Here is a 14661-nt window from a genome sequence, read left to right as displayed (position 1 = left end):
GGACCGCGGCCCAAGCCGCGGTCCGGTGGTCCGCTTCACCCCACCATGTCTTCCAGCTCGCGGCCACGCGTTTCCGAAACCATCTTCCAAACGAAGAAGAACGAGACGAACGCGGACAGGGCGTAGAAGCCGTAGGTGAGCGACAGGCCGAGCGAGATCGCCATCGTCGGGAAGCTCACCGAGATCGCGAAGTTCGCAAACCACTGCGCGAAACCGGCGACTGCCAGACCCGAACCACGGATCTGCGTCGGGAACATCTCGCCGAGCATCACCCACATGATCGGGCCCCAGCTCAGGTTGAAAAACACGACATACGCATTGGCCGCGATCAGCGCGATCAGGCCGTTGCGATCCGACAGGTGCAGCGAACCTTCGACGATCGCGCCGCTGGCGAAGCAGATCGCGACGATCGCCAGCGCGACGGTCATGCCGGCCGAACCGATCAACAGGAGCGGCTTGCGGCCGACCTTGTCGACCAGCGCGACGGTGAGCAGGCAGGCGATGATCGACAGCGAGCCCGACAGGATGTTGATGAGCAGCGCATCGCTCTCGCTGAAGCCGACCGACTGCCACAGCACCGAGCCGTAGTAGAACACGATGTTGATGCCGACGAACTGCTGGAAGATTGCGAGGCCGATACCGGTCCAGACGATCGGGCGGATCTTGCCGCTCGCCTTATCGATCAGGTCGGACAGCTTGGGGCGATGCGCGTCGACCGACAGCGAGCCGCGGATCTCGGCGACCTTGCGCGTGGCCTCGGCGGCACCGAACAGGCGGGTGAGGACGACCTGCGCCTCGTCGTAGCGGCCCTTGAGAACCAGGAAGCGCGGGCTTTCGGGGATTAGGAACAACGTCGCGAGATAGATTGCGGCGGGGATGACCTGCATCCAGAACATCCAGCGCCATGCCGGGTAATCGAGCCAGAACAACGCGGTCGAGGACCCGGCGATGCGGGCGAGATACCAGTTGGCGACGAACGCGCCGGTAAGCCCCGTGATGATCATGATCTGCTGCACGCTCGAAAGCCGGCCGCGGACGTTCGCGGGGACGACTTCGGAGATGTAGACCGGCGCGAGCACGCTGGCGGCACCGATGCCGAGGCCGCCGACGATGCGGGCGAGCACGAACATCGTCGCCGACGTTGCCGCACCTGCCGCGAGTGCGCTGACGATGAACAGCACTGCGGCGATCATCATGACGTTGCGACGGCCGAGATTGTCGGCAAGCCGCCCGGCCATGAACGCGCCGACCGACGAGCCGATCAGGATCGCGCCGACAGTGAAGCCCGTGCCGAGCGACGACAGCGCGAACGTGCTCTCGAGCCCCGCCTGCGTGCCGTTGATGACGCCCGAGTCATAGCCGAACATGAACCCGCCGATGGTCGCGACGATGACGATCATCGCAATCAGTGCTCGGTTCACTTGGGGCGCGGATTCTGCCGCTATAGTCATTGGTTTTCCTCTCCGTGACGGCGCTCTAACGGCGACGCTTATCGTGAATGGGGTGTCGTAAAATGGGTTGCACTAAAGTGAGACGGGTTCGACCGGGACGCCGGGAATGGCGACGCGGAAGGTGAACAGGTTTCCGGCGAGCGGCTGGGCTGCGAGCGCCTCATCGTCGAGGCCCTTCGCGGCGGTCGTCGCATAGGCGGTGCGACCGTCGGGGCCGCCGAGCGCGATCTTGGTGATGTTCGCGACCGGGAAGCGGACGATGTCGGTGCAGGTGCCGTCCGGCGCGAACCGGCGTGCCGCCCAACCGCCGAAGAATCCGACCCAGACACCGCCTTCGGAGTCGCAGATCGCCCCGTCGGGGTGGCCGTCATCGGGGCCGATCGTCAGGAAAAGGCGTGGCTCGCCGACATTGCCGGCCGCGTCGATCGGGTAGGCGTCGATGCGCTTTCCTAGTGTGTCGACCGCATAGAGCGTGCCGCCATCGGGCGAGATTGCAGGGCCGTTGGTGATCGCGACAGGCGGTATGTCCGTCTTGGTCAGTTCACCGTCATGCCAGTGATAGACGTGGCCGGTGTCATCGGACTCGGCATTATCCATCGTCCCGAACCAGACGCGGCCAGCGGGATCGCGCGCGGCGTCATTGAGGCGGTTGCCAGGCGTTTCGGCGTGGACCGTCGCGATCTTATCGAACGCGCTGGTTGCCGGATCGAAACGGTGAAGGCCACCGCGAACCCCGGCCAGGAAGGCGCCATCGTCGGCGGGGATCACCCAGCCGGTCTGGTCGGGCGCGTCCCAGGTGTCCAGCTTGCCCGTCGCCGGATCGAAGCGGTGGATATGCGGTGCCTTGATATCAACGAACCAGAGCGCCGCGTCGCGCGCGACCCAGATCGGGCCTTCGCCGAGCGTCGCGCCGACGTCGCAAATGCTCTTCGCGGTGATTTCGACGGGGACTTCGCGGCTCATCTCAACGCCACCCGGCATCGACGAAATAATCGTGGCCGGTGCACATCCGCGCATCGTCCGAGGCCAGGAACAGCACCAGCGCCGCGACGTCCGCAGGCTGGACCCGGGTCTTGAGGCACTGCGCCGCAATGATCTCGGCCTCGCCCTCGGGCGTGTACCATTTCAGCTGGCGTGACGTCTCGACGTTGCCGGGGACGATCGTGTTGACGCGGATGCCGTCGCCGCCCAGATCACGCGCCATCGCGCGGGTCATACCCTCGATACCGGCCTTGGCGGTCTGGTAGATCAGCAGTTCCGGCAGCGCGAGATGCCACGAGATCGACCCGAAATTCAGGATCACGCCACCGCCCGCGCGCTTCATCGACGGCACCACGGCCTGCCCGGCGAAGAACAGGTGGCGCAAATTGGTCGCCATCCGCTCGTCCCAATACGCGGGCGTGATCTCTTCGATCGTGTGGCGATCGTCGTTGGCGGCGTTGTTGATCAGCACGTCGATCCCGCCGAGCCGATCCTCGATCGTCGCGACGGTCGTTTTCAGCGCGTCGACGTCACGCAGATCGAGCGGCAGGAATATCGGCGCGGTGGCGACGTCGGGCGTCAGCGTCTCGATCAGCGCTTCCGCGGCATCCTTGGCCATGTCGACGAACGCGACATGTGCACCCTGGCGCGCGAACGCCTCGACCAGACCGGCGCCGATCCCCGACGCGCCGCCGGTGATCAGGACGCGCTTGCCCTTCAGGCTTGGATATATCGCCGTCTGGTCGGCCATTTCGGTCTTCTGCAACACGCGCTTACGCCCCTTGATTCTTGGTATGGCCGAGCAGGCCCCGGCTCGCGAGATTCCGCATCAGGTCGCCGATCCCGTAATTCCACGGCGCCGCATCCTTCGACGTCGTCACCGGATTGACCAGCGCGCCGAGCTTCGGGTTCGAGATCGTGACTACATCGCCGACCGCGTGCGTGAAGCCGCGGCCGGGCTCGTTACGGTCCTGCGTCGGTGCGAACAGCGTGCCGAGGAACAGTACGAAGCCGTCGGGATAGTGATGCTCGCTCATCGCCTGGCGAACGAGTTCCTCGGGATCGCGGCTGATCTGGTCCATGCTGCTGCTGCCGTCGAGGCGGTAGCCGTCGGCGCCCTCGATCGTCAGCGCGATCTGTGCGGCGCGGACGTCGTCCATGCCGAAATTCTCGTCGAACAGGCGGATGAATGGGCCGATCGAACAAGACGCGTTATTGTCCTTTGCCTTGCCGAGTAGGAGCGCCGAGCGCCCCTCGAAATCGCGCAGGTTGACGTCGTTGCCGAGCGCCGCGCCGACCGTCTTGCCGGAGCGATCGACGACCAGTACGACTTCGGGTTCGGGGTTGTTCCAGGTGGAGTCGGAGCGGATGCCGATCTCGCCACCCCAGCCGATCGTCGACAACGTCGGTCCCTTGGTGAAGATCTCCGCATCGGGGCCGATCGCGACTTCGAGATATTGCGACCACATGCCGTCTTCGATCAACGCGGCCTTCAGCGCAGCGGCTTCGGGCGAGCCCGGCACGACCGAGCGGATGCTGCCACCGACGCGTTCTTCGAGGCGGGCGCGGACCGCAGTTGCTGCCGATGCGTCACCACGCGCGCGCTCCTCGATCACGCGTTCGAGCGCGGAGACGGCGAAGGTTACGCCCGATGCCTTGACCACTTGCAGGTCGATAGGGCTGAGCAGACGGGTCTTGCCATCGGCCGCTGGTGTTAGCTTCAAGTCGCCGAGGGCACCAAGATTGACGCCGGCATCGGTATTGAAATCCCCACCCGCGATCAAATCGGCGACTGTCGGCGCGACGGCGGACATGTCATACACGCGGCCACCGCGAACGATCACGGGCGTCGGACCGTCGCCAAGGTCGATACGACCGAGCAACGCCGCCTGTTCCCAGTCGACGGGCAAAGCCCCCGCCGACGTGAATGCGATCTCCACGATGTTATCCCCTCCGTTTTTGTTAGCGGTACCGTATGCTGCGTAGCGTCAGCGTCAAGTCCCCAATCCTGACGTCGCGTCGGTGACCCATCACAGACGTCACGACGCTTCAAGTAAACGTGGCCGATTAATCACACAATTAAAATATGGGAAGCAGGTGTCCGGCTGCCGATAGATGCGTACGGAACACCTCACATACGCTACCGATGCCGTGGTATCGATATCATAACGCCAAGCTTGCCATTATGCGCCAGGTCCCGTCGTGGCCCCAAAGCACGACAAGGGCGGCTTGCGAGTTGGCGCGCCCGGAGGGGTTCGAACCCCCGACCGAGGAGGTAGAAGCTCCTTGCTCTATCCAGCTGAGCTACGGGCGCGCGCTGCGGCGACGACTAGCGCGGATTGTGCGGGCTTGGAACCTCGATCATAACGCCGAGCATGGAAATTGGAACCGATCAGGCGCCCAGGCTCGAACCGGTCGACGCGAATGCAGTCGGCGGGATGCAGTTTCGGTATTTCGACTTCATGATGGCGGCGTTCGTCACGATCCTGCTGCTGTCGAACGTGATCGGCGCGGGCAAGCGCGCGGTGATCGACCTGCCGTTCATCGGCGCGTGGCCGTTCGGAGCGGGCATCTTCTTCTTTCCGGTCAGCTATGTGATCGGCGACGTCCTGACCGAAGTGTACGGCTATGCCTACGCGCGGCGCTGCATCTGGGCGGGGTTCGGTGCGATGCTGTTCATGGTGTTCATGTCCGCTGTCGTCGTAGCCTTGCCGCCCGACGCTGGGTGGACCGGACAGGCGGCGTACGAGTCCGTGTTCGGCCAAGTGCCGCGGATCGTGTTCGCGTCGATCTGCGCGTTCTGGGTCGGCGAGTTCGCCAACAGCTTCGTGCTCGCGCGGATGAAGATCTGGACGCAAGGACGGATGCTGTGGACGCGGACGATCGGCAGCACGGTGGTGGGGCAGGCGTTCGACAGCCTGATCTTCTACCCGCTTGCCTTCTACGGCGCACCGGACTGGCCCGTGGACGCGATGCTGATGGTGATGGTCAGCCAGTTTTTGCTGAAGGTATCGTGGGAGGTGCTGCTTACGCCGCTGACCTATTTGGCAGTAGGCTGGTTGAAGCGGCGCGAAGGGGTCGATGTGTACGACCGGGGGACGGACTTCTCGCCCTTCCGGACTCGGGTTTGACGGTCCGAAGTTTCTACGTCCCCCCTCCGTTTGTGCTGAGCGAAGTCGAAGCACCTGAGTCTCAGGCCCTTCGACCTCGCTCAGGGCGAACGGAAGGGGTATGGTGACGGCGTGGATTAGGCGCTGACGGCTTCGAGCAGGCCCTCGAACAGGCGACGGCCATCAGTGCCGCCGTGAGCCGCTTCGATACGACGTTCCGGATGCGGCATCATACCGAGCACGTTGCCCTTGTCGTTCAGCAAACCGGCGATGTTGCGCGCAGAGCCGTTGACGCTCTCCGCATATCGGAACGCCACGCGGCCTTCGCCTTCGAGTCGGTCGAGCGTCTCTGTGTCGGCGAAATAATTGCCGTCATGATGCGCGACCGGGAAGGAGACGCGTTCGCCCGCGGAATAGCCCGAGGTGAATGTAGAGCTCGCCGTCTCGACGGTCAGCGCGACATCGCGGCAGACAAAGTTCAGCCCCTCGTTGCGCATCAGCGCGCCAGGCAGCAGGCCCGCCTCGGTCAACACCTGGAAGCCGTTGCAGACACCAAGCACGGGCAAGCCCTTGCTCGCCTGCTCGACGACCGCACGCATGATCGGCGACCGTGCTGCGATCGCACCCGAGCGCAGGTAGTCGCCGTACGAGAACCCACCCGGTACCGCGACCAGGCCGACATCCGCCGGCAAGTCCGCATCACCGTGCCAGACCATGAGCGGTTTGACGCCGGTCACCGCCTCCAGCGCGACGGCGATGTCGCGGTCGCAGTTGGAGCCGGGGAAGACGATGACCGCAGTTTTCATGCGCGCTCGACCCGGTAGTTCTCGATCACCGTGTTGGCGAGCAGCTTGCGGCACATGCCGTCGATCGTCGCGTCGTCGGTATCGTCGGCGACCTCCAGTTCGATCAGCTTGCCCTGGCGGACGTCCTGCACGCCGTCGAAGCCGAGGCTGCCGAGCGCGTGGTGGATCGCCCGGCCCTGTGGATCGAGCACGCCCGGCTTCAATGTCACGAAAACCTTGAGTTTCATTTACTTGCCCCGGTTCTTGCGATGCTTTTCGAGGTCGAGGACGGCGTTGTCCGCACCCTCGGGCAGCAGGCCGAGACGGCGTGCAACCTCTTGATACGCCTCGACTTCACCGCCGAGATCGCGACGGAAGCGATCCTTGTCCATCTTCTCGTTGGTTTCCATGTCCCACAGGCGGCAGCCATCGGGGCTGATCTCGTCGGCGAGGATGATCCGACCGAAGTCGTTGTCGAAGATGCGGCCGAATTCGAGCTTGAAGTCGACCAGGCGGATGCCGACGCCGGCGAACAGCCCGCACAGGAAATCGTTCACGCGGATCGCGAGGTCGGCGATGTCGTGCATCTCCTCCTGGCTCGCCCAGCCGAACGCGGCGATGTGTTCGTCGGAGATCATCGGATCGCCGAGCGCATCGTCCTTGTAGTAATATTCGATGATCGTGCGGGGCAGCTTGGTGCCCTCCTCGATCCCGAGGCGCGTCGAGATCGAGCCCGCGGCGACGTTGCGCACGACGACTTCGATCGGGACGATCTCGACCTGGCGGATCAGCTGCTCGCGCATGTTGAGGCGGCGGATGAAGTGCGTCGGCACGCCGATATGATCGAGCAGCGTGAAGATGTGCTCGGAAATCCGGTTGTTGAGCACGCCCTTGCCGTTGATCGTGCCCTTCTTCTGGGCATTGAACGCGGTCGCGTCGTCCTTGAAATACTGGATCAGCGTGCCTGGCTCGGGACCCTCGTAGAGGATCTTGGCCTTGCCTTCGTAGATCTGGCGGCGGCGAGCCATGCGCGGTCCCCTGGAAATCGAGCGATGAAAATCGAGCGGCCCCAGCCTACGCGCTATGTACCGCGAAGCCGAGGCCGGAATAGGCCGCGCCTATAGGCGAAGGGTGCGGGGGGTGCAATCAGGCGTGATCGTTCTCTGCGCGACGGTGGACGCGACCGCGGATCGTACGCCATCCGAAGTAGCCGAGCCCCGCGAGCAAGGCCCAAGGCGCAAGGAAGATCAGTGTGCTGAGTATGGCTGCAATGCCGATCGAGAAAGTGCTCCATGAGCCGGCAATGGAATCTCCTAATCCGGACCTCCGACTACCGGGATCGGCCGCGACCGCATCGTAGCTGATCTCGATCGTCGACATGGCGACGCGTCCGCGAAGTTCGCCGAGCCAGCCCTTGGCCTGATCGATCTCTTCCTGTGCGGCGGCGACGCTGCGTTCGGCCTCGACAAGTTCCGAGACCTTGCCGCTTCGCGTCCTGAGTATCTCCGTCAGGCGTTCGACCAAGAGCGTTCGCTGGCGCAGTCGCGCTTCGGTATCGACGATATCCTTCGACACGTCCTCGGCCACGATCGAACTCGATACCGCGCGACCGCCGGCCTTCGCGACGGTGTCCTGCAATTGTTGGCCGAAGCGGCGGGCAATACTGCTCTGGACGCGCAGTTTCAGCGTGCCGGTCGAAGCCGTACCGTCGCTTTTGCCGCTGTCCAGCGCAAGTACTTGGCATCGGGCGGGACCGAGCCTGTCGCACAACGCGACGTGCGTCTGTTCGGCTCGGCCAATCGCGTCGCCGGCAAGCCGGAACGCGTATTTATAGGAATACGCCATTTGCGGGATCGCGACCGCGATCGGTTGCGGCGCGTTCGCCGCGCTCGGTGATTTTGCGAGTTCCTGCGCCGACGGCTCAACGTCGTAGGTGTTCAGCTTCTGTGCCGGCGCTCCGTTTGGCGCCTTGCTACAGGCCGTGAGCGACAGGATTACCGCACCAATAACCACGTATCGCATGCCCGCTCTCCCGTTCGTCGGACATACTATCAATGCGATCAGTAGTGCGGTCAATCGAGATCAGGTGACGGCAAATCGTGTCGAGAAGCGTGGGTCCTTCCAACTTCCACTGGTAATGATTTTACATAGTATTTCGCCCGCCCGCCACACATCTTCATGGCTGAGATACAATGGCGTCAGGCCCAAGCGGAGGATATCGGGGTCGCGGAAGTCGCCGATTACGCCCTGCGCGATGAGGGCCTGGGTAAGCTCGTAGGCGTGCGGGTGGCGGAAGCTGATGTGGCTGCCGCGTTTGGCGGGGTCTCGGGGGCTGACGCAGTCGAGGCCGAGCGCGTCGCCGGCTGCGGCAAGAATATCGAACAATTGGGCGCTCTTGGTGGCAACCAGTTGCTGATCGATGTCGGCCCAGAGGTCGAGCGCGGTTTCGAGGGCGGCGGTCGAGAGCATCGCGGGGGTGCCGGCGAGCCAGCGCTTCATGCCGGGGGCGGGGCGGTAGGCGTCCTCGAACGCGAACGGCGCGGCGTGGCCCATCCAGCCGGAGAGTGGGCTGGCGAGCGCCTCCTGCCAGCGCTTGGCGACGTAGAGGAACGCGGGCGCGCCGGGGCCGCCGTTGAGGTATTTGTACGTGCAACCGACCGCGAGGTCGACGTTCGCACCGTTCAGGTCGATCGGGACCGCCCCGGCGCTGTGGCTCAGGTCCCAGAGCATGAGCGCACCGGCGTCGTGCGCGCAGGCGGTCCAGGCGGCCATGTCGAAGCGGTCGCTGGTCTTGTAGTGGACATGGGTGAGGAGAAGGACTGCGGCGTCCTCGTCGAGCGCGGCGGCAAGGTCCTCGCGGGCGACCACTTTCAGGCGTGCGCCGGGGACGCAGGCGACCGCGCCTTCCGCAATGTGCAGGTCGGTGGGGAAGTTGCCGGCCTCGCTCAAGACCGTGTGACGCTCCGGGTTGCTGCGCAGTCCGGCAACCAAGGCCTTGAAAAGGTGCGTCGAGGTCGTGTCACCGATGATCACCTCGTCCGCGGCCGCGCCGATCAGCGGGGCGATCTTCGCGCCGATCCGCTGGGGGGCCTCGATCCAGCCTTCGTTCCAGCTGCGGATGAGGCGGTCGCCCCATTGGCGGGTGGCGACGTCGGCGAGTGCGGCGGGCGTTGCCTTGGGAAGCGCGCCGAGCGAGTTGCCGTCGAGGTAGATCACGCCCTCGGGGAGCGCGAACTTGTCGCGGTAGGCGGCGAGCGGATCGTTCGCGTCGAGTGCGCGGGCGTCTTCGAGAGTCACTGCGTCTTTCCGAAATAGGACAGGATCAGGCGTTTGGCCTCGGCCCAGGCAGGCGTTTCCGGCGCGATCAGTTCGACATGGCCGGTCGCCGGGATGGTGTGGAGCGTCGCGGTGTCGCCGGCCGCAGTTGCCTTGGCGACATAGTCGGTGGCCATGACAAAGGGGATGATCCGGTCCTCGTGGCCGTTGACGAGGTCCTGCTTTACCCCGAGCGGCAGAAGGCGCGGGAGCGAGGTGTCGGCGTAGACGTCCGGATGCTGAGGTGTGGGCGCGCCTACCAGTTTCGCGACGACTTCGGTGCCGCAGCCATTGTCGGCGTTGGTCGCGGTGGCTTCGAGATCGGGCAGGCCGCCGAGGCTGACGACGTGGCGGATGCGGAGCGGATGCGCGGCGTGGAGCACGCTCGTTGTCGGAAGCTTCGCGCGGGCGGCGAGCCAGAGCGCGAGGTGACCACCGGCGGAGTGGCCGATCGCTAGCACGCGGCGCGTATCCAGGTTGAACGTCTTGGCGCTGACCTTGAGTTGGTCCGCAGCCTTCGCAGCATCCGCGAACGTACCGGGATAGCCGCCGCCGCTCCGGTCGACGCCTCGATAGTCTATGTTCCAAACTGCGATACCGGTGTTCCGGAGGTCGTCGGCGATCCAGTTCATCAGGCTGCGATCGGCGATGCTCGTCGTCCAGCAGCCGCCATGGACCATCAAGACCACAGGGAACAGCCCCTTGGTCTTGCCCTTAGGAAGCCAGACATCGACCTTCTGCATCTGGTCGGTGCCATAGTCGACGGTCGCATCGGGCATCGGTTTCGGCCGCTTGGTCAGGTCAGGCCAGGTCAGAAGCTTGGCCGGTGGGAGAGCAGGCGTTTGGGCCAAAACGGGCGTGGACATCGCGGCAAGCGCGAGAAAGGCAAGGCGGATCATGGGGTTGGTGTAGCGAGCTCGATCGACCGCGTCATGCAGGCATATCGTCGTGATCGAGCGCGCAGGCCGCGACGTACGTTCATGCTTTGATCGTTTCGTTCGCGGCTGCTATCGCTGCGCGCAATGGCCACCGATTTCAAAGATCCGTTCGACTCCATCGTCGACGCCCCCTTCGACAGCGCACTGTCCGAGCGGTATCTCGTCTATGCGCTATCGACGATCACCGCGCGGTCGCTACCCGACGTCCGCGACGGGATGAAGCCGGTGCATCGGCGGCTGCTCTGGGCGATGCGGCTGCTCAAGCTCGATCCCGCGCAAGGCTACAAGAAGTGCGCTCGTGTCGTCGGCGACGTCATCGGTAAATATCATCCGCACGGCGACCAGTCGGTCTACGACGCGATGGTGCGCTTGGCGCAGTCGTTCGCGATGCGCTATCCGCTGGTCGACGGGCAGGGCAATTTCGGCAACATCGACGGCGATAACGCTGCCGCCTACCGCTACACCGAGGCGCGGCTGACGCAGGTCGCGATCGACCTTATGGACGGGCTCGACGAGGACGCGGTCGCGTATCGCCCGACCTATAACGGCGAGGATCACGAACCCGAGCTGTTCCCCGGACTGTTCCCGAACCTGCTGGCGAACGGCGCGAGCGGGATCGCGGTCGGCATGGCGACGAGCATCCCGCCCCACAACGCGGCCGAGTTGCTGGAGGCGGCGATCGTGCTGATCGACACGCCGGACGCGGACGATGCGGCGATCCTGGAGCATGTGAAGGGGCCCGACTTCCCGACCGGTGGGCTGGTCGTCGACCCGCCTGCTGTCATCCGCGAGTCCTATGCGACCGGGCGTGGTGGCTTCCGTGTCCGCGCACGTTGGGAGACCGAGCGGGAGAAGGGCGGCGGCTGGCAGCTGATCGTCACCGAGATCCCGTACGGCGTGCAGAAGGGCAAGCTGATCGAGCAGATCGCCGACCTCATCAACGCCAAGCGCCTGCCGATCCTCGCCGACGTGCGCGACGAATCGGACACCGAGATCCGCATCGTGCTCGAACCGCGCAGCCGCACGGTCGATCCGCAGATCCTGATGGACGGGCTGTTCCGGCTTACCGATCTCGAGACGCGGATCAGCCTGAACCTGAACGTGCTCGACAAGGATCGCACGCCGCGGGTGATGAGCTTGCGCGAGGCGCTGGCGGCGTGGGTCGATCACCAGTTCGTCGTGTTGCGCCGGCGTACCGAGCACCGGCTGGCGAAGATCGCCGACCGCGTCGAGCTGCTCGACGGCTATCTGATCGCGTACCTCAATCTCGACCGCGTGATCGAGATCATCCGGACCGAGGACGAGCCGAAAAAGGTGATGATCGCCGAGTTCGCGCTGACCGATCGCCAGGCCGAGGCGATCCTCAACATGCGGCTGCGGTCTCTGCGGCGGCTCGAAGAGTTCGAGATCAAGACCGAGCGCGACAAGCTCGACAAGGAGCAGGCGACGCTGGCAGCGTTGCTCGCCGACCCGAAGAAACAGCGCGCGCGGATGAAGCGCGACATGGCGAAGATCCGCGATCGATACGGGCTTGAGACCCCACTCGGCAAACGACGCACGACGATCGAGGAGCATGCTCCGACCCGCGACATCCCGCTCGAAGCGATGATCGAACGCGAGCCGATTACCGTGATCCTGTCGCAGCGCGGCTGGATCCGGGCTATGCGCGGCCACAACGATCTGGCGAGCCCGGAGGCGCTGAAGTTCAAGGAGGGCGACGGCCCGGCCTATGCGTTCCATGCGCAGACCACCGACAAATTACTGCTCGCGGCGGAGAACGGGCGGTTCTACACGCTGGCGGCGGACAAGCTGCCGGGCGGACGCGGATTCGGTGAGCCGGTGCGCGCGATGATCGACCTCGACGGCAGCGTCGGGATCGTCGCGCTGCTGCCGGCGAGCAAGCATCCGAAACTGCTGGTGGTGGCGACCGACGGGCGTGGCTTTTCGGTCAGTTCGGCGGAGGTCGTCGCCGAGACGCGCAAGGGCAAGACCGTGATGACGCCGCGCCCGGGCGCGCAGTTGAAGATCGTCCGGCCGATCGGCCCCAATGACGATTACGTCGCGGCGATCGGCGATAACCGGAAAATGCTGGTGTTCCCGCTCGCCGAACTGGTCGAGATGACGCGCGGTCAGGGACTCCAGTTGCAGCGTTACCGCGACGGTGGGCTGGCGGATGCGATCACGTTCACGTTCGCCGAGGGCCTCAGCTGGGCGATGGGCGGCGGCACCGGCCGGACCCGGACCGAATCGGACCTTGGCCCGTGGCGTGCGGCCCGCGGCGCCGCCGGCCGGATGCCGCCAACGGGGTTTCCGCGCGATAATCGATTCGGATAATGGATGAGAAAGGCCCCATTCAGGGTCCTTCAGAGCCTCTTAACGAACCCGTGGTACCGGGGAGCATGCCATCGACCGCCCTCGAAGAGACTGCAAAGCCGATCGTGACGAGCGATATGATCGCACGCGGGCTTGAACTCGTGGCGATCCCGGCGGTTCATGTCGTGCTGGACGCGGGTCGGATCGAGCTGTTCGCGATGAATCGCGCGTATCGGCTAGCCGGGTTCGGTGTCGTTGCGGAGCGGTCGCGGATGATTGCCGAGCTTGGCGACCAGATCCGCGCATTCCTTGGCTCGCAGCAGATCAGGTCCGACTTCGATTGGGTCCTGGGCGACGAGATTGACTGCCGCCATTACCGCGTCACGATCGCACGTTCCGATCCCATATTCCGTGAACGGTGTACGATAAGTTTTATCGACCTGACGTCGCAGGTCCAGACCGAGCGCAGTCTGCGTCGCGAGATGACGACCGACAGCCTGACGGGACTGTTGAACCGGGAAGGGTTCGCGGACCTGATCGAGGAACTCGAAGACCATACGGTCAGGGCCGTGCTCGCGATCGACCTCGATCGGTTCGGGCGGCTGAACTCGTGCCTTGGCTCGCTGGCGGGTGACGAATTGCTCATCACGGTGGCGCGTCGGATCAAGGGTGCGTTGCGCGCGCGCGACACGCTGGCGCGGATTGGCGGGAATCAATTCGGTATCCTGATATCGATCGACCAGGATCGGGAGGAGGCGCAGGCGCTGGCCGAGCGGATCCACCGGACGTTGCAAACGCCGTTCCGGTTGACCGATTACGAGATCAACGTCGAGTGCTCGGTCGGTATCGCCTTTGGTGCCGATGAGTCCGGCGACAATGTCGACCTGGTCCGCCACGCGCAGTTCGCGGTCAAACGGGCGAAGGTGAGTGGTCGCGCGGAGTTCTACCAAGTCCAGGATTTCGCGATCGCCCGCGCGCAATTCGGCATGGAGACCGCGCTCCGCCGTGCGATCGAGCACCGCGACCTGCGGCTGGCGTATCAGCCGATCTGCGACTTGGCGACCGGCCGGATCGTGTCGTTCGAAGCGCTGGCGCGCTGGACCGATAAGGATGGCCGCGAACATTCGCCCACCGAATTCATCGCGGTCGCCGAGGAATCGGGATTGATCGTGCCACTGGGGCGATGGGCGATCGAGGAAGCGGCGCAGACGCTAGCGCGCTGGGACGCTGCGAACGGCGGACCGTGCGGCGTGAGGCTGGCCGTCAACCTGTCGGCGATCCAGTTGCAGCGCGATGCGATCGCCCCGGTGCTGCAGGCCGCGCTGGACTCGACGGGGCTGTCGGGAGATCGGTTCACGCTCGAACTGACCGAGAGCGCGATCGTCTCGGATCCCGACCGGATCGCGGGGACGATGCACGCGCTGAAGGCGCTCGGGACGAACCTGGCGATGGACGATTTCGGGACGGGGTATTCGAACCTCGCCTATCTCCAGAAGCTGCCGATCGACATTCTCAAGATCGACCGAAGCTTCGTGACGGGCATGCTGGCGGACCGCGACAAGGTGTCGATTGTCCGCGCTATCCTCAGTCTCGCGCAGGCACTGGGGATGCGGACGACGGCCGAGGGGGTCGAGACGCATGAACTCTCCCAGACGCTCGCAGCGCTGGGCTGCACGTACGGGCAGGGTTATTTCTATGCACGACCGCTGGAGCCGGATGCGGCGTATGCGATGATCAACTCTATCACTGCTACGAACTGACTGGCGCC

Annotated in this window: 13 protein-coding genes and 1 tRNA gene; 3 read left to right on the top strand and 11 right to left on the bottom strand. The window is 64.7% G+C overall.

Translation table 11 applies throughout. The annotated features are described in order from the left end of the window. Positions 1-35: 35 nt before the first annotated feature. The 5 genes from C8J25_RS13785 to C8J25_RS13765 form a co-directional block, all read right to left on the bottom strand. Complete coding sequence (locus C8J25_RS13785) at positions 36-1451, bottom strand: sugar porter family MFS transporter (RefSeq protein ID WP_082452776.1); 1416 nt, start codon at positions 1449-1451, stop codon at positions 36-38. A 72-nt stretch (positions 1452-1523) separates the two neighbouring features. Beyond that, on the bottom strand, positions 1524-2432 hold the full coding sequence (locus tag C8J25_RS13780; RefSeq protein ID WP_107954915.1) for an SMP-30/gluconolactonase/LRE family protein: 909 nt from the start codon (positions 2430-2432) through the stop codon (positions 1524-1526). Further along, positions 2416-3183 carry a D-xylose 1-dehydrogenase gene (gene xylB, locus C8J25_RS13775; RefSeq protein ID WP_107955033.1) on the bottom strand — a complete coding sequence of 256 codons (768 nt, stop codon included), beginning with the start codon at positions 3181-3183 and terminating at the stop codon, positions 2416-2418. The genes C8J25_RS13780 and xylB overlap by 17 nt, the downstream gene beginning before the upstream one ends. Positions 3184-3205: 22 nt before the next feature. Then, the gene (locus C8J25_RS13770; protein ID WP_244187095.1) at positions 3206-4372 is read right to left on the bottom strand and encodes a fumarylacetoacetate hydrolase family protein; all 1167 of its coding nucleotides are present in this window, start codon (positions 4370-4372) and stop codon (positions 3206-3208) included. A gap of 297 nt (positions 4373-4669) precedes the next feature. Further along, positions 4670-4746 (bottom strand) — tRNA-Arg (locus C8J25_RS13765). A 61-nt stretch (positions 4747-4807) separates the two neighbouring features. On the opposite strand from C8J25_RS13765, the gene C8J25_RS13760 reads away from it, so the two are divergent. Continuing rightward, positions 4808-5563 carry a queuosine precursor transporter gene (locus C8J25_RS13760; protein WP_107954913.1) on the top strand — a complete coding sequence of 252 codons (756 nt, stop codon included), beginning with the start codon at positions 4808-4810 and terminating at the stop codon, positions 5561-5563. Between the two features lie 116 nt (positions 5564-5679). Here C8J25_RS13760 and purQ read toward each other — a convergent pair whose 3' ends face one another. From purQ to C8J25_RS13730, 6 genes are all read right to left on the bottom strand, one after another. Further along, complete coding sequence (gene purQ, locus C8J25_RS13755; RefSeq protein WP_107954912.1) at positions 5680-6348, bottom strand: phosphoribosylformylglycinamidine synthase subunit PurQ; 669 nt, start codon at positions 6346-6348, stop codon at positions 5680-5682. Beyond that, positions 6345-6575, bottom strand: coding sequence for a phosphoribosylformylglycinamidine synthase subunit PurS (gene purS, locus C8J25_RS13750; protein WP_056050714.1), 231 nt, complete (start codon positions 6573-6575; stop codon positions 6345-6347). Before purS ends, purQ begins: the two co-directional genes overlap by 4 nt. Next, positions 6576-7355, bottom strand: a complete 780-nt coding sequence (gene purC / locus C8J25_RS13745) for a phosphoribosylaminoimidazolesuccinocarboxamide synthase (RefSeq protein WP_056050712.1) — start codon at positions 7353-7355, stop codon at positions 6576-6578. Between the two features lie 118 nt (positions 7356-7473). Then, positions 7474-8349 (bottom strand): DUF4349 domain-containing protein, encoded by an 876-nt coding sequence (locus C8J25_RS13740; protein ID WP_107954911.1) that lies wholly within the window; start codon positions 8347-8349, stop codon positions 7474-7476. Positions 8350-8409: 60 nt separating this feature from the next. Further along, entirely contained in the window at positions 8410-9624 is a 1215-nt protein-coding gene (kynU, locus tag C8J25_RS13735) for a kynureninase (RefSeq protein WP_107954910.1), read from the bottom strand. Continuing rightward, positions 9621-10541, bottom strand: a complete 921-nt coding sequence (locus C8J25_RS13730) for an alpha/beta hydrolase family protein (RefSeq protein ID WP_107954909.1) — start codon at positions 10539-10541, stop codon at positions 9621-9623. Before C8J25_RS13730 ends, kynU begins: the two co-directional genes overlap by 4 nt. A gap of 123 nt (positions 10542-10664) precedes the next feature. Here C8J25_RS13730 and parC point away from each other — a divergent pair, with 123 nt between their 5' ends. After that, on the top strand, positions 10665-12914 hold the full coding sequence (parC, locus tag C8J25_RS13725; protein ID WP_107954908.1) for a DNA topoisomerase IV subunit A: 2250 nt from the start codon (positions 10665-10667) through the stop codon (positions 12912-12914). A gap of 65 nt (positions 12915-12979) precedes the next feature. Further along, entirely contained in the window at positions 12980-14653 is a 1674-nt protein-coding gene (locus C8J25_RS13720) for a putative bifunctional diguanylate cyclase/phosphodiesterase (protein WP_107954907.1), read from the top strand. Positions 14654-14661 lie beyond the last annotated feature (8 nt).

This window comes from Sphingomonas faeni (assembly GCF_003053745.1).
Classification (GTDB): Bacteria; Pseudomonadota; Alphaproteobacteria; order Sphingomonadales; family Sphingomonadaceae; genus Sphingomonas; species Sphingomonas faeni.
The sequence above is the reverse complement of the archived record's forward strand: the minus strand, read 5'-3'. Positions and strand labels throughout refer to the sequence as shown.